Here is a 16,375-nt window from a genome sequence, read left to right as displayed (position 1 = left end):
GGGCGGACGGGCGTGACCGGTGTGACCGTGGGGGGTGGAGTCCACGAACGCACCAGTGGCGAGGAGAGGGCATGGCGAACGGAACCGGCGGGGCCTGCGCGCAGCTGAGTGCCGTCGCGGACGCCGTGCTCTACGAGGGCTATCTGCTCTATCCCTATCGCCGGTCCTCGGCGAAGAACCGGGTCCGCTGGCAGTTCGGGGTGCTGCTGCCCCGGAACTGGGTGGAGCGGGACGGACCGGTCACGCCCGTTGTCTCCGGCTCCGCCGACTCCTGGTACCAGCAGACCGAGTGTCTGCTGCGGGTGCGGCGCGCCGACGCGACCGTGCGGGTGCGGGTGCGGTACCTGCAACTCCAGCACAAGCAGGTGGAGCGGGCCGGCGGGGACGGGGCGCACCACCCGGTCGAGTCGTTGCGGACGGCCGACGGGACCGTCCACCTGTCGTTCGAGGAGGCCGTGCCCCGCGAGACCGAACTGGTGCTGCGGCCGGAGGAGTTGCCGCGGGACGGCCGGATCGTCGCCGTGGGGGCGCCGGCCGGGGCGGAGTACGAGCCGTTGCCGGCGGGGGCCGGGCGGACGGTGCGCCGGCGCCGGGAGGTACGGGCCGGGACGACGGTCACGGCCGAGCGGCTCGGGCCCGGGCTGTACCGGCTGCGGGTGCGCACCGAGAACACCGGTGACGCGCCGGACCCGCGGGCCTCCCGTAACGCGGTGCTGGGGCAGGCGCTGCTCGCCACGCACACGCTCCTCACCGGCGACGGAGTGGAGTTCGTGTCGCTGATCGATCCGCCGGCCGCTCTCGCGGAGCAGGTCCGCGGCTGCCGCAACGCGTTCACGTTCCCGGTGCTGGGCGGGGCTCCGCCCCAGTCCGCGAGCGAGGACGGGGCGACCGGCACGCTGCTGCTCTCCGCGCCGATCATCCTCCCCGACCACCCGCAGGTGGCACCGGAGAGCCCGGGTGATCTGCACGACGCGGCGGAGATCGACGAGATCCTCACGCTGCGCACGATGCTGCTGACCGACGAGGAGAAGGCGGAGGCCCGGGCCACCGACCCGCGGGCCGCACGGATCCTCGACCGGGTGGACACCATGCCCCGGGAGGTCTTCTCCCGACTGCACGGCGCCATCCGTTCCCTGACCCCGCGGGCCCCCGCCGCCGAACGGCCGTCGGCCCCTGTCGTCGGACGGCCGCCGGCCCCCGCCCCCGACCGGCCCGCCTGGTGGCAGGAGGGCGGCGACGACGGGCTGTCCCCGGCGACGGACACCGTGCTGGTGGACGGCGTGCCCGTGGGCGGCGGCAGCCGGGTGCGGCTGTGTCCGCGCGGCCGGGGCGCCGACGCCCAGGACATGTTCCTGGCCGGGCGCACCGCGCGGGTCGCCGCGGTCTTCCACGACGTGGACGGCAGCACGCACCTGGCCGTCACGGTCGACGACGATCCGGCCGCCGAACTCCACGGCTGGTACGGCCGTTTCCACTACTTCCGGCCCGACGAGGTCGAAACGCTCGGCCCCGACGCCCCACCGGGTCCGGGCCGGCCGATCCGGCCGCAGTCCCCGCGGCCACCCGAGCGTCCGGCCCGCGGGCCGGAGGAGGGACGGTTCGATGGACGCCCTTGACGTCCTCATGCACGACCACCGGATGGTCGAGCAGTTGTTCCGCGACTACGAGGCCGCGGCCTCCGACCGGCAGCGGCGCGGTGTCGTGGAGCTGTTGGTGCGTGAACTGTCCAAGCACGCGGCTCTGGAGGAGATGCTCCTGTATCCGCTGGCCAGGAAGGTGCTGCCGGACGGCGACCGGGAGATCGACGAGCACTTGAGCGAGCACATGGGGGTGAAGCAGACCCTCCTCGCGCTCGACCGGCTCGGCGAGGGTGACCGGCGGACCGGCGAACTGGTGGCGGAACTGCGCCGCGAGGTGTCGGAGCACATCCAGGAGGAGGAGGGCACCCTGATGCCCCGGCTCCGGGAGGCCGTATCCCGGCAGGAACTGGACCGGCTGGGTGAGCTGATCGGGCAGGCCAAGGCCACCGCGCCGACCCGCCCGCACCCGCACGCCCCCGACCAGCCGCCCGCCCTGACCCTCGCGGCTCCCCTGGCCGCGGCCTACGACCGACTCCGAGACCGACTGCAGCGGAGGCCGACGACATGACCACGCAGAGCGGCACCACCGAAGTGACGCGGGAACCCAGCCGGTCCGAGGCGCGCGGGAACGGGTTCGACGAGATCTACATCCTCTGGATCTCCGAGGGCATGAGCTGCGACGGCGACACCGTGTCCATGACGGCCGCCGGGCAGCCCGGCATCGAGGACCTGGTCGCCGGACTCATCCCGGGCCTGCCGAGGGTGAACCTGGTCAACAAGGTCCTCTCCCCCAGCCTGGGCGGCGAGGACTTCCTCGCCCCCTACCGGGCGGCGGCACGCGGGGAGTTGGCGCCGTTCATCCTCGTCATCGAGGGTTCGGTCCCGAACCAGAACATCATCGAGGGCGACGGCTACTGGACGTCGTTCGGCAACGACCCGGACACGGGCGAGCCGCAGACCCTCAACTGGTGGATCGACCAACTGGCACCCAAGGCCTGGGCGGTGGTGGCCGCCGGCACCTGTGCCACGTACGGCGGCATCCACGCCATGGCGGGCAACCCCACCGGCTGCATGGGTCTCGCGGACTACCTGGGCTGGGACTTCAAGTCGCAGGGCGCGCTGCCGGTGGTGAACGTGCCGGGCTGCCCGATCCAGCCGGAGAACTTCATGGAGACCCTCATCTGGGTCCTCTATCACGCGGCCGGTGCCGCGCCGCCGCCCCCGCTGGACCACATGCTGCGTCCGCAGTGGCTGTTCGGCAAGACGGTGCACGAGGGCTGCGACCGGGCGGCGTACTACGAGCAGGCGGACTTCGCGAAGGACTACAACTCCCCCAAGTGCCTGGTCAAGACGGGCTGTTGGGGGCCGGTCGTGAACTGCAACGTGCCCAAGCGGGGCTGGATGGCCGGCATCGGCGGCTGCCCGAACGTCGGCGGCATCTGCATCGGTTGCACCATGCCCAGCTTCCCGGACGCCTTCATGCCGTTCATGGACGAGCCGACCGGCGGTGCCCTGTCGTCCGCGCTGCTCAAGCCCTACGGCGCCGTCATCCGACGGCTGCGCGGCCTGACCAGCATGGCGGTGAACCGCGAGCCCAAGTGGCACCACAACGGACCGGAGCTGACCACCGGTTACGACCCGCACTGGCGTGCCTGAGCGCCGGCACCCACTCACGCCTACGACGAACGAGGGGCAGGAAGCGACATGACGACCACCGAGGACCCGACCCGGGTCACGGGGCGCAAGCCCGCGCAGATCGTGGACATGTCCTGGGACCCGATCACCCGGATCATCGGGAACCTCGGCATCTACACGAAGATCGACTTCGCCAACCAGGAAGTCGTGGAGTGCCACAGCACCTCGTCGCTCTTCAGGGGCTACTCGGTGTTCATGAAGGGCAAGGACCCGCGCGACGCCGGGTTCATCACCTCCCGGATCTGCGGCATCTGCGGCGACAACCACACCACGTGCTCCAACTACGCCCAGCAGATGGCCTACGGCGTCAAGCCGCCGCGGATGGCCGAGAACATCACCAACCTGGGCGAAGCGGCCGAGTACATGTTCGACCACACGCTCTTCCAGGACAACCTGGTGTTCGTGGACTTCTGCGAGGCGATGGTCAAGGCGACCAACCCCGGTGTGCTGGCCCGCGCCGAGCGCACCGACGCGCCCCGCGGGGACATCCACGGCTACCGGACGATCGCCGACATCATGCGGGCCTTCAACCCCTTCGAGGGCGAGGTCTACAAGGAGGCGCTGAAGGTCAGCCGGGTCACCCGGGAGATGTTCTGCCTGATGGAGGGGCGGCACGTCCACCCCTCCACGCTGTACCCGGGCGGCGTCGGCACGATGCCGCAGCCGAACACCTTCACCGACTACCTCGCCCGGCTGATGCGCGTCATCGACTTCGTGAAGAAGGCGGTGGCGATGAACGACGACGTCTTCGACTTCTTCTACGAGGCCCTGCCGGGCTACGAGGAGGTCGGCAGGCGCCGCATCATGCTGGGCTGCTGGGGGGCCTGGCAGAACCCGGACGTGGTCGACTACCGCTACGAGAACATGAACCGCTGGGGCAAGGCGATGTACGTCACCCCGGGCATCATCGTGGACGGCAAGCTGGTCACCAACAACCTGATCGACATCAACCTCGGCCTGCGCGTCCTGCTGGGCAGCTCCTTCTACGAGGACTGGGTCAACGAGCAGCCGTTCGTCACCCACGACCCGCTCGGCAACCCCGTCGACATGCGGCACCCCTGGAACCAGACCACCGTCCCGGTGCCGCAGAAGCGGGACTTCGCCGGCAACTACAGCTGGGTGATGAGCCCGCGCTGGTACCACCCCGAGACCGGTCAGCACCTGGCACTGGACACCGGGGGCGGTCCGCTCGCCCGGCTGTGGTCGACCGCGCTGAGCGCCCTGGTCGACACGCCGTACGTCAAGGCCACCGGCGACAGCGTGCGCATCTCCCTGCCCAGGGGGGAGGAGCTGCCGGAGACCACCCTGGAGTGGCGCATCCCCAAGTGGAGCAACACCATCGAACGGGACCGCGCCCGGCCCTACTTCGTCGCCTACGCCGCCGCCATGGCCCTGCAGTTCCTGGAGGAGTCGATGGAACTGCTGCGGGCCGGTGAGACGAAGATCTTCCAGGACTACGAGGTGCCGGACGAGGCGATCGGCTGCGGCTTCCACGAGGCGGTGCGCGGCGTCCTCTCGCACCACCTGGTGATCAGGGACCAGAAGATCGCCAACTACCACCCGTACCCGCCCACCCCGTGGAACGCCAGCCCGCGCGACATCTACGGCACCCCGGGCCCGTACGAGGACGCCGTACAGGGCCAGCCGATCTTCGAGGAGAACGGCCCCGACGACTTCAAGGGCGTCGACATCATGCGCACGGTACGCAGCTTCGACCCCTGTCTGCCCTGCGGAGTGCACATGTACATGGGCAAGGGCAGGACGCTCACCACCGTGCACTCGCCGACGTACGGAGCGAACCATGGCTGACGCCGGCCGGCTCGCGGACCCGGTCGTCGAGGCGCGGCTGGCCCGGCTGGACGAGTTGCTGGCCGGGCTGGAGTCCGCGCCCGGCCCCGCGGCGGCCACCGCCGTGGAGGCCGTGCGGGCGCTGACCGAGATCTACGGTGAAGCCCTGGCCCGGGTGCTGGACCTGGCCGGTGAGCGGCCGGCCGCACGGTTCGCCGAGGACGAGTTGCTGGGGCATCTGCTGGTGCTGCACGGGCTGCACCCCGAGCCGCCCGCGCGGCGGGCCGAGCGCGCCGTCGAACGGCTGCGGCCGGCGGTGCGCGAGCGTGGCGGCGACGTCGAACTGGTCGGCGTCGACGGGCAGGTGGCCCGGGTGCGGGTCACCGAGGCGGGTGGCTGCGGGTCCGGCTGCGGCGGCGGGCCGACCGTCGCCGACGCCGTGCGGGAGGCCGTGCTGGCGGTCGCCCCCGAGCTGACGGCGGTCGAGCAGCTGCCGGCGCCGGCCGCCCCCGCCTTCGTGCCGCTGGACTCGCTGCTGGTGCGGGAGGCGCGGTGAGGGTGGAGGGTGCGCTGGCCCGGGTCATCCGCTCGGCCGCCGAACGGGACGGCCCCGAGCGGTGCGACCTGTGCGCGCAGGCCGTGCCGGAGGAGCACCGCCATCTGTACGCCGCCGACCGCGAGGAGCTGCTGTGCGCCTGCGGGGCGTGTGCGGTGCTGTTCGCCGGTGAGGGCGCGGGCGGCGGCCGGTATCTGCTGGTGCCGGGCCGCCGGGTGCGGCTGGCCCCAGTGGACACCGGGCCGCTCGGGGTGCCGGTCGGGCTGGTGTTCTTCGTGCCGCGTGCGGACGGCACGGTCACCGCGCAGGGTCCGAGCCCGGCCGGGGCGATGCGCTGGGAGGTGGAGGCGGACCGCTGGGCGGAGATGTGCGCCGCGTGTCCTCAGCTGGCGACCATGGCACCCGAGGTGGAGGCTCTGTTGGTGAACACCGTGCGGGGCCAGGACCACCACTGGATCGTGCCGGTGGACGACTGCTTCCGGATGGTCGCGCTGGTCCGCCGGGAGTGGCGCGGCCTCGCCGGAGGCGGCCGGGTCTGGCCGGCCGTGGAGCGGTTCTTCGCGGAGCTCACCGAGCGGCCGTGAGGGCCTGGCAGGAGAGGAGAACGGCGATGAGCGCCATCCGAGTGGGCCGCCCCCAGGCGAAGCCCGACACACCGGGGCACGTGCGCGGGCTGCACCAGGGCAACTGGGGGCCGTACAAGCGTCAGACCGGACATCACCAGGACGGCACGTCCGACGCGCGCCGTTCCACCGGGATCCACTGGAAGCGGCACAACGCCATCATGAAGATCATGCCGAACATCTCCCCGGGATGAGGATCAGGATGAGACAGCACAAGGGCATCGCGACGAGGATGCGGGCGGCGGGAACGACGGCCGCGCCGGTACGGACGAGGACGACGGCACAGCGCGTGCTGATCGCGCAGGGTGTCGCGCTCGGCGCCCTCACGCTCGGGCTGCTGGTCCTCGAACTCCCGGGCATCGTCCGCGAGGTGCGCATCTGGCGCATGGTCAATCTGCGGTCCGGCGCCAAGCGTCCGCGCTGAGCCGGCCGTGCACGAGCTGTCGATCGCGACCGCGATCGTGGAACAGGCGGCGGAGATCGCCCGTGCGGACGGCGTGTCCGGTGTGGCGTCGGTGACCGTCCGGGTCGGGGAGCTGGCCGGTGTCGTGCCGGACGCGCTGCACTTCGCCTTCGAGGTGGCCCGCGACGGCACGGCGCTCGCCGCGGCCCGGCTGGTCGTGGAGCAGGTCACGGCGCGGGCCTGGTGCGACGGGTGTGCCGAGGAGTTCGTGCTCGGCATGCCGCCGTTCTTCTGGTGCCCGCGCTGCGACCGGCCCTCGCAGGAGCTGCGCGGCGGACGGGAGCTGGAGATCACGGACGTGGAGCCGGTCCCGGCCCCGTCCTGACGGCGGGGCCGGGGGCGGTCTCAGCAGATCCGGGGGAGTTGCTCGCCCAGCGGCAGGTCCAGCACCCGGGTGCCGCCGAGACCGGTGGCGACGACGACCATGCCGGGGTGGTCCGCGACGCACTCTCCGACGAGGGTGGCCCCCGTGCCCTGCGGGTGGGCGCGCATGGCCGCCAGGACGGCCTCGGAGTGTTCCGCGGGGACGAAGGCGACGAGCCGGCCCTCGTTGGCGACGTACAGCGGGTCGAGGCCCAGGAAGCCGCAGGCGTTCGCGACCTCGTCCGGGACGGGGACGGCCCGCTCCCGCAGCCGGACGCCGGTGCCGGAGGCGCGGGCGATCTCGTTGAGGGAGGCGCCGAGGCCGCCCCGGGTGGGGTCGCGCAGTACATGGATGTCCGGGGTGGCCGCCAGCATGGCGGCCACCAGGTCCGCGAGCGGCGCGGTGTCGGAGGTGATCTCGACGCCGAACTCCAGGCCCTCGCGGACGCTCAGGACGGCCACCCCGTGCTGGCCGATCGGTCCGCTGACGATGACGGCGTCGCCGGGCCGGGCGCGCTGCGGGCGGATGTCGACTCCCTCGGGGACCACGCCGACGCCGGCGGTGGTGACGTAGACGCCGTCGCCGTGCCCGGACTCGACCACCTTGGTGTCGCCGGTGGCGATGGTGACGCCGGCGGTCCGGGCCGCGTCGCCCATGGCGCGGGCGACCCGCTCCACCACGGCCAGTTCCACGCCCTCCTCCAGGATGAAGGCCGCGGAGAGGTGGGTGGGCCGGGCGCCGCTCATCGCCAGGTCGTTGACCGTGCCGTTGACGGCGAGGTCGCCGAGGCTGCCGCCGGGGAAGAACAGCGGGCGTACGACGTAGGAGTCGGTGGAGAAGGCCAGCCGGGCGCCGCCGAGGCCGAGGACGGCCGAGTCGGTGAGCGCCGCGAGCGTGGGGTTGCCGTAGGCGGGGGCGAAGACCTGTTCGATCAGTTCCGCCGACAGGGCGCCGCCTCCGCCGTGCCCCATGACGACGACCGGCTGGTCGCGCAGGGGTGCGGGGCAGGTCCAGTTCGCGGGGTCGACGGGGGCGGTGTCCGTGGTGGCGAGGTCAGCCAACGGGGTTCATCTCCTCGCGCGGGATACGGGATCCCTGTGGTGCCGGGCTGTCGGTCATCCTGCGGTACAGGTAGTAGGCCGCGCAGGCGCCCTCGCTGGAGACCATGGTGGCGCCGAGCGGGGTGCGGGGGGTGCAGGTCGTGCCGAACGCCGCGCACTCGGTGGGTTTGATCAGCCCTTGCAGGACGTCGCCGGCGCGGCACACGGCGGGTTCCTCGGTGCGGATGCCGGTGACGTCGAAGCGGTGTTCGGCGTCGTAGGCGCGGAAGGCGTCGGACAGCCGCCAGCCGCTGTCCGGGATGCGGCCGATGCCCCGCCAGTTGCGGTCGGTGACCTCGAAGACCTCCTCGATCATGCGGACGGCCGCCGGGTTGCCCTGGTCGCGCACGGCGCGGGGGTAGGCGTTCTCCACCCGGTGCTCGCCGCGTTCGAGCTGGTGGACGGCCCGCCGGACGCCTTCGAGGATGTCCAGCGGTTCGAAGCCGGTGACGACGATCGGGACGCGGTGCCGTTCGGCGAGGTCCGGGTACTCGGCGGTGCCCATCACGCTGCACACGTGCCCGGCGGCGAGGAAGCCCCGCACCCGGCAGGCGGGGGCGGCCATGATGGCCTCGATGGCCGGGGGGACCCGGACGTGCGACACCAGCAGGCTGAAGTTGGCCAGGCCCAGGCGGCGGGCCTGGTGGACGGCCATGGCGTTGGCGGGGGCGGTCGTCTCGAAGCCGATGGCGAAGAACACCACCTGCCGGTCGGGGTGCCTGCGGGCCAGCTCCACGGCGTCCAGCGGCGAGTAGACGACCCGTACGTCACCTCCCTCGCCCTTGACCCGGAACAGGTCGCGGTCCGTTCCGGGGACGCGCAGCATGTCCCCGAAGGAGCAGAAGACGACGTCGGGGCGCGCGGCGATCTCCAGGGCCTTGTCGATGACGTCGAGAGGGGTCACGCACACCGGGCAGCCCGGGCCGTGGATCAACTCCACCTTCTCCGGCAGGAGTTGGTCGATGCCGTGGCGGATGATGGAGTGGGTCTGGCCGCCGCAGACCTCCATCAGGGCCCAGGGCCGGGTGACCGTGGCGTGGATCTCGTCCAGCAGCCGGCGCGCCAGATCCGGGTCGTTGAACTCGTCGATGTACTTCACCGGGCCTCCGTTCCGCTCTCCTGCCGTGCCGCCTGTTCCCAGGCGTCACCGAACTCCTCTTCCAGCAGCCCCAGTTGACCGAACAGTTCCAGGGACGCGCGGGCCGACTCCTCGTCCAGGCGCTGGAGCGCGAAACCGACGTGGACGATGACGTACTCCCCCACCTGGATGTCGGGCAGGTACTCCAGGCAGGCCTGTTTCTGTACGCCGCCGAAGTCGATCAGGCCGGTGAGCGGGTCGGCACGGTGGTCGATGGACACGACCTTGCCGGGCACTGCCAGACACATGGGTCACTCCGTCTCGTGGTGGGCTGCTGTTCCCGCGACCATCAGCTGGCCGAGTGCCAGACCGCCGTCGTTGGGGGGGACTTCGCCGTGCCGGAGGACGGTGAGGCCGGCCGCGGTGAGCAGCGCGGCGGTCTCCTCCTCCAGCAGGGCGTTGGCGAAGACACCGCCGGTCAGGGCGACGGTGGTGAGGCCGGTCCGCGCCCTCGTCCGGCGGCAGAGGTGCGCCACCGCCCGGGCCACGCCCCGGTGGAAGCGGGCCGCCAGGACGGGTACGGGGGTGTGCCGGGCCCGGTCGCGCAGCAGGGCGCGGAGGGCGGGGGCCGGGTTCATCTCCCAGCCGCCCGCCGGGCTCCGCCGGCCTGCCGGCCGGCGCCACTCGGTGAGGGCGAACGGGTAGGCGCCCTGGTCCGCGTCCCACGCCTTCAGCGCCGCCGCCTCCAGTTCCAGCGCCGCCTGTGCCTCGTATCCGGCGCGGTGGCACAGCCCCACGAGCGAGGACACGGCGTCGAAGAGCCGCCCCATGCCGGAGGTCGGCACACAGGCCAGTCCGCGTGTCAACTGCTGCCGCAGGACGGTGAGTTCCGTCTCCGTGCACGCCTCGACGCTCGGCAGTCCGGGTTCCCACGGCAGTCCCGCCGCCCACAGCCGGGCCAGGGCGAGCCGGCAGGGGTTGGCGACGCCGGTGTCGCCGCCGGGCAGCGGGGCGGGGGCCAGACGGGCGAGGCGGCGGTAGCCGGTGTAGTCGGCGAGCAGGATCTCGCCGCCCCACACCGTGCCGTCGTCGCCGTATCCGGTGCCGTCGAAGGCGACGCCGATCACGGGCGTGCGGCCGTCGAGACCGTGTTCGGCCATCGCCGAGGCGATGTGGGCGTGGTGGTGCTGGACCAGCACCGGTTCGCCCAGGCCGAGCCGGGCTGCCCGGCGGGTCGAGTGGTAGCCGGGGTGGCGGTCGGCGGCGGCCAGCCGGGGGGTGACTCCGGTGAGGAGGGTGAGGTGCCGTTCGGCGCGTTCCGCGGCGGCGAGGCCGGCCAGGTCACCGAGGTCACCGATGTGCGGCCCGAACCAGGCCTGGTCGCCCTCCCCCAGGCACAGCGCGTTCTTCAGGTCGCCGCCGGTGGCGAGCGTGGGGCGGACCGCGAGAGGGAGGCGCAGGGGGCGGGGGACGTAGCCGCGGGAGCGCCGCAGGACCTGTTCGGTGCCGTCGGGGCGGACGCGCAGCAGGGAGTCGTCGCACGGCGAGGCGATGGGCCGGTCGTGGGTGAGCCAGGCGTCGGCGAGTCCGGCCAGCCGGGTCAGCGCCTCGGCGTCGTCGGTGACGATGGGCTCGCCGGAGCGGTTGCCGCTGGTCATGACCAGGAGCCGCGGGCCGGGCGGGTCGCCGGGCAGGCCGAGGAGGAGGGTGTGCACGGGGGTGTAGGGCAGCAGCAGACCGATGTGCGGGCTGCCCGGGCAGACCTGGTCGGCGAGGCGGACGCCGTCCGGAGGTGTGCGGCGGCGCAGCAGGACGATGGGGCGGCGGGCGCTGGTGAGCGCGGCCCGTTCGGCGGCGGAGAGCACCGCGACGCGCCGCGCCGTCTCCAGGTCGGCGCACATCACGGCGAACGCCTTGCCGCCCCGCTCCTTGCGGCGGCGCAGGGTCGCGACGGCCCGGGCGTCGGTCGCGTCGCAGGCCAGGTGGTAGCCGCCGACGCCCTTGACGGCGACGATCCGCCCGGCGGCGAGCAGTGCCCGTGCCGTCGTGAGGGCCTCCGCGTCCCGGGCCGGGCGGACGCCGAGGCCCGCGGCCGGTACGAGGGCGAGGCGCGGGCCGCAGCCGGGGCAGGCGACGGGCTGGGCGTGAAAGCGCCGGTCGGCCGGGTCGCCGTACTCGCGGGCGCAGGCGGGGCACATCGGGAAGCCGGCCATGGTGGTGGCCGGCCGGTCGTACGGCATCCCGGTGGCGATGGTGAAACGGGGGCCGCAGTGGGTGCAGGTGACGAAGGGGTGGCGGTGCCGGCGGTCGCCGGGGTCGGCGAGTTCGCGCAGGCAGTCGGCGCAGGTCGCGGTGTCGGGCGGGAGCTGGGTGCGGCCCGGGGAGCGTTCGGTGGGGCGGATGGTGAAGGGGCCGGTGGCGCCGGTGGCGGGAACCTCCTCGCAGCCGACGCCGGTCACGGTCGCGAGCGGGGGCGGCTGCTCGGTCAGCCGGCGGGCGAACCGGTCCACGTCGTCCGGCGGGCCCTCGACCTCGATGAGGACGCCGTCCGCGGTGTTGCTCACGAACCCGGTCAGCGCCAGCCCGGCGGCCAGCCGGTGCACGTACGGCCGGAAGCCGACGCCCTGGACCGTGCCGCGCACAGTGATCCGGCGGCGGACCGGGCGGGTGACGGGCGCGGTCACGAGGCGGGGGCGGGGGCCGGGTGGTGGTGCGGGTGGGGGGCGAGCGGCGGGCGGTGCGGCGGGGCGCCGTCGCGGGCGGCGAGGGCGCGGTCGAGCAGGGCGCCGACGCCGGTGCCGGTGCGGGCGCAGGACCGGATGATCTCCACGCCCGGGTTGACCTGGTGGACGTTCTCGTGGAAGAGGCTCTCGTCGAACCCCGCCGGTCCCGCGAGGTCGGTCTTGGTGATCACGACGAGGTGGGCGGAGCCGAACGCGGTCGGGTACTTCAGCGGTTTGTCCTCGCCCTCGGTGACCGCCATCAGCACGATCCGCAGGGTCTCCCCGAGGTCGTACGCGGCCGGGCAGACCAGGTTGCCGACGTTCTCCACGAAGAGCACCGAGGTGTCCGGCGGCAGCCAGCCGGTCAGCCGGGCGCCGACCTGGCGGGCCTCCAGGTGGCACAGCCCGTCGGTGAGCAGCTGCTGGACGGGCGCGCCGGACCGGGCGAGCCGGACGGCGTCGTTCTCGGTCGCGAGGTCCGCGGTGAGCGCGGCCACCGGGACGCCCCGCTCCCCGGCGCGGGCCAGCACCCGGGCGAGGAGTTCGGTCTTGCCGCTGCCCGGGCTGGACAGCAGGTTGACCAGGGTGACGCCCTGCCGGGCGAGTTCGTCGCGCAGGCTCGCGGCCAAGCCGTCGTTCTTCACCAGCACGGCCTGTTTGACGTCGGACCGGCACATGGGCGCTGCTCCTCGGGTGCGGTGGTGCCCGGGCCGCGTGCGGTGCGGCCCGGGTCTCACCGATCTTGGGCCGCGCCGGCCGCCGTGCCGGGCAGCGCAGCCGAGTGCGGGGTCCCGGATTCCACCGGGCAGCCCAACGGGGGCAGGGGTCCGGCGGGATCGGCGAGGAGTGCGGGGACGAGCGCGTGCAGCGCGTCGACGGCCCGGTCGACGGCCTCCCGCACCGGCGCGCTGAGGCCCGGGAGGAGGTCGTCGTCGCCGGGCAGGACGCCGGGTTCGCAGGCGAGGACCAGGACCCTGGGCAGGGGCTCGTCGCCCAGGTGGGCGGCCAGGGCCAGCACCTTCTCCGGGTCCATGCCGTGGGCCTCCGGCGGGACGGTCCCGTCGGAGGGTTCGGCCTCGATCAGCGAGAGGGTGCCGGGGCGGTGCCCGCGCGGGGCGGCGTCGACGAGGACGGCGGTGGCGCAGCCGGACAACAGGTCGTAGGCGAGGTCCAGGCCGCGGATGCCGTAGTCGCGGACCCGTGCCCCGGGCGGCAGCGGGCGCCGGTCCAGTGCGCGGATCACCTCGGGGCCGAAGGCGTCGTCGCCGAGGAAGATGTTGCCGACGCCGGCCACCAGGAGGCGCGCCGTCACCGGGTGCCTGCGCCGGCCGGGGCGAGGGGCCGGGCGGAACCGCCCGGTGTCTTGCGGACGAAGGCCGAGCGCAGGGCGTGGTAGGGCGCCTCGGGGTCGAAGAAGAGGGCGTGCATGCGGGCCAGTTCCGCCTCCCGGTACCGGGCGAGGGGCCGTTCCCGCTCGTCGGCGGCGCGGGCCGCCGCCTTGCCGGCGATCCGCCGGTCCAGGTCCGGGGCGGCGGCGAGCCCGGTCGCCAGTCGCTCGACCTCGGCCGCGAAGTCCCGCGGCGCGGCCGGCACCAGCCGGTCCACCATGCCGAGCCGTGCGGCGGTGGCGGCGCTGACCGGCAGGGCCCGCGCCGTCAGCCGCTCGGCCTGCTCCGGGCCGACGCGGCGCGGCAGGGTGTACGTCCAGAACTCGGAGCCGTACAGACCCATGCGGCGGTAGTGCGGGTTGAGGACGACGCCGGTGCGGCACCACACCTCATCGGCGGCGAGGGCCAGCATGGCGCCGCCGGCCGCCGCGTTGCCGCCGAGCGCAGCGACCACCAGGCGGTCGGTGGTGCGCAGCACGGCCTCCACGAGGTCGTCCATGGCGTTGAGGTTGGTCCAGGACTCCTGGGCCGGGTCGGGGGCCGCCTCGATGACGTTCAGGTGGATGCCGTTGGAGAAGAAGTCGCGGGTGCCGCCGAGGACGAGGACGCGGGTGGGGCGGGTGAGCGCCTCGGTGTAGGCGGCGAGCAGTCTGCGGCACTGGTCGGTGCTCATCGCGCCGCCCGGGAAGGAGAAGGCGAGGAAGCCGATGTCGCCGTGCTGCCGGTAGCGGATGTCGGTCCAGGTGTGCCGGCCGGGCGGGAGCTCCAGCGGGGCGGGGACCTCCGGGAGGGCGGGGCCGGACCGGTACGCGGCGAGGACCGAGGCGGCCGGGCGGCGGAAGGGCGCCGGGTCGCCGGAGTTCCTGCGGGGGCGCAGTTCCGGGATCCAGACCGCGCCGTCGCGGGTGGCCCGGCAGACGGCGCCCGCGCGCTGGGCCAGCAGGGTGCCGGGGCGGCCGCGCAGTTCGTCCTCGGGGTGCCCGCCGTGCAGGAACACCTCGTGGCCGAGGAGTTCGTCCAGGACGCCCGGCTGGGAGTCGGCGCCGCGGAGCTTGCGCAGGACCGTGTCGGTGTCGTCGTGCTCCCAGTCGATCCGCCGCCGCTCCTGCCGGAAGGTGTCGCGCCAGACGACGGTGACCGACTCGTCGGTCTGCGGCAGGGGCTTGTACGCGCCGTCGGCGTAGCGCTGTACGGCCGTCAGCACGGCGGTGACGGCGGCGTCGGAGGCCTCGTTGCGGTAGAGGTCGCTCTTGCCGACGGGTGGTACGGGGAACGGCTCGGCCGCCCAGACCGGGCCCGCGTCCATCGCCGCCTCGGCCTGGAGCACGGTCACGCCCCACTGCCCGGCCCCGTCGGCGATGGCCCAGTCCAGCGAGGACGGGCCCCGGTCACCCGGCGGGCCGGGGTGCACGATCAGACAGGTGTGCTCCCGCCACACGTCCTCGGGCAGGGCCGTCCTGAGCATCGGCGCGATGATCAGGTCGGGGCGCAGCTCGCGCACGGCGGCCCGGACCTGGTCGGGGCCGCGCGCGGCGAGCACGACGTCCAGCCGGTGCCCGAGGTCCGACAGTTCGGCGTACAGGCGCTGGGAGAGGCTGTTGAACGCGCTGGCGACGAGCAGAATGTCCATGACACGGCATGGTCGTCGCTCGCCCGGGTGCCGGGAAGGACCGCCGCGGCGTTTCGCCGGCCCCGCTCAGGTCTCTTCCTCCATCCGGATCGCATTCCGCAGATCCTCGAAGGCGTGGCTGCGGTTGTCCTGGTGCGCCTCCAGCAGGGCGGCGGCGATCGCGTCGAGCTTGCGCTGGATCGCGTGTTCGGCGCGCATCTCGGAGTTCTTCAGCAGGGCCAGGAGCAGCAGGGTGACCGCCGTCATGGACTCGCCCGCGAGGAGCAGCACCTCAAGGGGCAGATGGGCGACGTGGGAGGCGACGAAGAAGCTCACGAGGAGCAGGCAGAACAGGAAGAACAGCGGTGAGCTGGTGAAGTTCGAGGCGTATTCGGCGAGCTGCTCGAACCGGCCGCGGCGCGCGCCGCCGCGGTGGACGGGGTTCTTGAAGGTCATGGCCGAGCCTTTCCCGCGACGGGCGGCTCCCGCATCAGCTCCGCAGTACCCCGGTGCCGGCGTGCGACACCGGGGCTCGGCCGGGTGTCGTGCCGTACCGGTGTGTCGGCCGCGCCGTCTCAGGCCGCGAGGGTCTCCCCCGGGGCGAGGCGGTCCACGAGCTGGTCGTGGTGCAGCTCGGCCACCGGCCACAGCAGGTCGGGGTGGCGGAGCAGGGCCGCCGCGCTGCGGTCGCCGTCATCGGGGGTGAGCAGCCGGCGGAACTCGGTCGGCGTCGCGGCGTGCTCGCTCCCGGCGAGTGCGGCCACGGCCAGCTCGGCCAGCTCGGGGTCGGTGAGCAGGGCGGCGGCCCAGCTGGCCACGACCTCGTCCACCCAGGTGCGCCAGGCCCAGTCCTCGGCCGGGTGCTCGTCGGCACGCTCGGCGCCGGCGATCCAGTCGAGCCGGGCCGCGCCTCCGGGGCCCGCCATGGTGACCAGGCCGGCGTCGATCGCCGTGGGGTACCGCAGCCAGGCGGCGACCGTCACCGCCTGCCGGGCCTGCGCCTCGCACAGCGCGGAGGCCAGCGCGCCGCCGCACGGCGGGTAGGCGACCGTCAGCCAGCGTGCCGTCGCGGCTATCAGGGGGGACAGATCAGTGAGCACAGCCGGGCCGTCCGAGGTGCGAAGGGGGTATAGGGGCTCCACGCAACGGTAGCCCCGCGCCGGGCACGGCGGGGAGGGGGTGCGTACCAGGTCATATGTGACGTGACGCACTCACCCGGAGGGCCGGCCCGCTGCTCACGCACCCGGGGACCTCCGCCCGCTTCTCACGCACCCACCGGGAGGGCCCACCCGCACCCCACGCATTAACCGGGAGGGCCCACCTACACCCCACGCATTCACCGGGAGTGCCCCCACGCCTCACGCACTCACCGGGAGGCTCGCCCACGCCCCCGCGCTCACCGGGAGGT

General features: G+C 73.7%; 18 protein-coding genes. 9 read left to right on the top strand and 9 right to left on the bottom strand.

Annotated elements, in window-relative coordinates:
- Positions 1 to 71: 71 nt before the first annotated feature.
- From C3492_RS37635 to hypA, 9 genes are read left to right on the top strand one after another with little or no spacing between them, the layout of a single operon-like run.
- On the top strand, positions 72 to 1,616 hold the full coding sequence (locus C3492_RS37635) for a hypothetical protein (protein WP_103817114.1): 1,545 nt from the start codon (positions 72 to 74) through the stop codon (positions 1,614 to 1,616).
- Complete coding sequence (locus C3492_RS37630) at positions 1,603 to 2,148, top strand: hemerythrin domain-containing protein (RefSeq protein ID WP_103817113.1); 546 nt, start codon at positions 1,603 to 1,605, stop codon at positions 2,146 to 2,148. The genes C3492_RS37635 and C3492_RS37630 overlap by 14 nt, the downstream gene beginning before the upstream one ends.
- Positions 2,145 to 3,236, top strand: coding sequence for a hydrogenase expression protein HypE (locus C3492_RS37625; RefSeq protein ID WP_103817112.1), 1,092 nt, complete (start codon positions 2,145 to 2,147; stop codon positions 3,234 to 3,236). Before C3492_RS37630 ends, C3492_RS37625 begins: the two co-directional genes overlap by 4 nt.
- Before the next feature lie 48 nt (positions 3,237 to 3,284).
- The gene (locus tag C3492_RS37620; protein WP_103817111.1) at positions 3,285 to 5,084 is read left to right on the top strand and encodes a nickel-dependent hydrogenase large subunit; all 1,800 of its coding nucleotides are present in this window, start codon (positions 3,285 to 3,287) and stop codon (positions 5,082 to 5,084) included.
- Complete coding sequence (locus C3492_RS37615; protein ID WP_103817110.1) at positions 5,077 to 5,619, top strand: NifU family protein; 543 nt, start codon at positions 5,077 to 5,079, stop codon at positions 5,617 to 5,619. Before C3492_RS37620 ends, C3492_RS37615 begins: the two co-directional genes overlap by 8 nt.
- Positions 5,616 to 6,203, top strand: coding sequence for a DUF5947 family protein (locus C3492_RS37610; RefSeq protein WP_103817109.1), 588 nt, complete (start codon positions 5,616 to 5,618; stop codon positions 6,201 to 6,203). The genes C3492_RS37615 and C3492_RS37610 overlap by 4 nt, the downstream gene beginning before the upstream one ends.
- A 26-nt stretch (positions 6,204 to 6,229) precedes the next feature.
- The gene (locus C3492_RS37605; RefSeq protein ID WP_181140754.1) at positions 6,230 to 6,436 is read left to right on the top strand and encodes a hypothetical protein; all 207 of its coding nucleotides are present in this window, start codon (positions 6,230 to 6,232) and stop codon (positions 6,434 to 6,436) included.
- 8 nt (positions 6,437 to 6,444) lie between these two features.
- Positions 6,445 to 6,666: a hypothetical protein gene (locus tag C3492_RS37600; protein ID WP_103817108.1), complete on the top strand. Its 222-nt coding sequence runs from the start codon at positions 6,445 to 6,447 to the stop codon at positions 6,664 to 6,666.
- A 7-nt stretch (positions 6,667 to 6,673) separates the two neighbouring features.
- The gene (gene hypA / locus C3492_RS37595) at positions 6,674 to 7,030 is read left to right on the top strand and encodes a hydrogenase maturation nickel metallochaperone HypA (RefSeq protein WP_103817107.1); all 357 of its coding nucleotides are present in this window, start codon (positions 6,674 to 6,676) and stop codon (positions 7,028 to 7,030) included.
- Between the two features lie 20 nt (positions 7,031 to 7,050).
- On the opposite strand, the gene hypE is transcribed toward hypA, so the two are convergent.
- The 9 genes from hypE to C3492_RS37550 all read right to left on the bottom strand — a co-directional run bounded on the left by hypE (position 7,051) and on the right by C3492_RS37550 (position 16,067).
- Positions 7,051 to 8,130, bottom strand: coding sequence for a hydrogenase expression/formation protein HypE (gene hypE, locus C3492_RS37590; RefSeq protein WP_103817106.1), 1,080 nt, complete (start codon positions 8,128 to 8,130; stop codon positions 7,051 to 7,053).
- Positions 8,123 to 9,268: a hydrogenase formation protein HypD gene (hypD, locus tag C3492_RS37585; RefSeq protein ID WP_103817105.1), complete on the bottom strand. Its 1,146-nt coding sequence runs from the start codon at positions 9,266 to 9,268 to the stop codon at positions 8,123 to 8,125. Before hypD ends, hypE begins: the two co-directional genes overlap by 8 nt.
- Positions 9,265 to 9,555: a HypC/HybG/HupF family hydrogenase formation chaperone gene (locus tag C3492_RS37580; protein WP_058079171.1), complete on the bottom strand. Its 291-nt coding sequence runs from the start codon at positions 9,553 to 9,555 to the stop codon at positions 9,265 to 9,267. The genes hypD and C3492_RS37580 overlap by 4 nt, the downstream gene beginning before the upstream one ends.
- A 3-nt stretch (positions 9,556 to 9,558) precedes the next feature.
- Complete coding sequence (hypF, locus tag C3492_RS37575) at positions 9,559 to 11,931, bottom strand: carbamoyltransferase HypF (RefSeq protein WP_103817104.1); 2,373 nt, start codon at positions 11,929 to 11,931, stop codon at positions 9,559 to 9,561.
- The gene (gene hypB / locus C3492_RS37570; protein WP_103817103.1) at positions 11,928 to 12,647 is read right to left on the bottom strand and encodes a hydrogenase nickel incorporation protein HypB; all 720 of its coding nucleotides are present in this window, start codon (positions 12,645 to 12,647) and stop codon (positions 11,928 to 11,930) included. The genes hypF and hypB overlap by 4 nt, the downstream gene beginning before the upstream one ends.
- Before the next feature lie 56 nt (positions 12,648 to 12,703).
- Positions 12,704 to 13,282, bottom strand: coding sequence for a hydrogenase maturation protease (locus C3492_RS37565; RefSeq protein ID WP_103817102.1), 579 nt, complete (start codon positions 13,280 to 13,282; stop codon positions 12,704 to 12,706).
- Positions 13,279 to 14,988 carry an enoyl-CoA hydratase-related protein gene (locus C3492_RS37560; RefSeq protein ID WP_103817101.1) on the bottom strand — a complete coding sequence of 570 codons (1,710 nt, stop codon included), beginning with the start codon at positions 14,986 to 14,988 and terminating at the stop codon, positions 13,279 to 13,281. Before C3492_RS37560 ends, C3492_RS37565 begins: the two co-directional genes overlap by 4 nt.
- A 66-nt stretch (positions 14,989 to 15,054) precedes the next feature.
- On the bottom strand, positions 15,055 to 15,423 hold the full coding sequence (locus C3492_RS37555) for a hypothetical protein (protein ID WP_103817100.1): 369 nt from the start codon (positions 15,421 to 15,423) through the stop codon (positions 15,055 to 15,057).
- Between the two features lie 119 nt (positions 15,424 to 15,542).
- A complete protein-coding gene (locus C3492_RS37550; RefSeq protein ID WP_103817099.1) occupies positions 15,543 to 16,067 on the bottom strand; it encodes a hypothetical protein in 525 nt (174 codons plus the stop codon).
- Positions 16,068 to 16,375: the final 308 nt, after the last annotated feature.

The sequence above is a fragment of the Streptomyces sp. Ru62 genome, from assembly GCF_002920615.1.
Taxonomy (GTDB): Bacteria; Actinomycetota; Actinomycetes; order Streptomycetales; family Streptomycetaceae; genus Streptomyces.
Note: the sequence above shows the minus strand (reverse complement) of the source record. Positions and strands in the feature narration are given on the sequence as shown.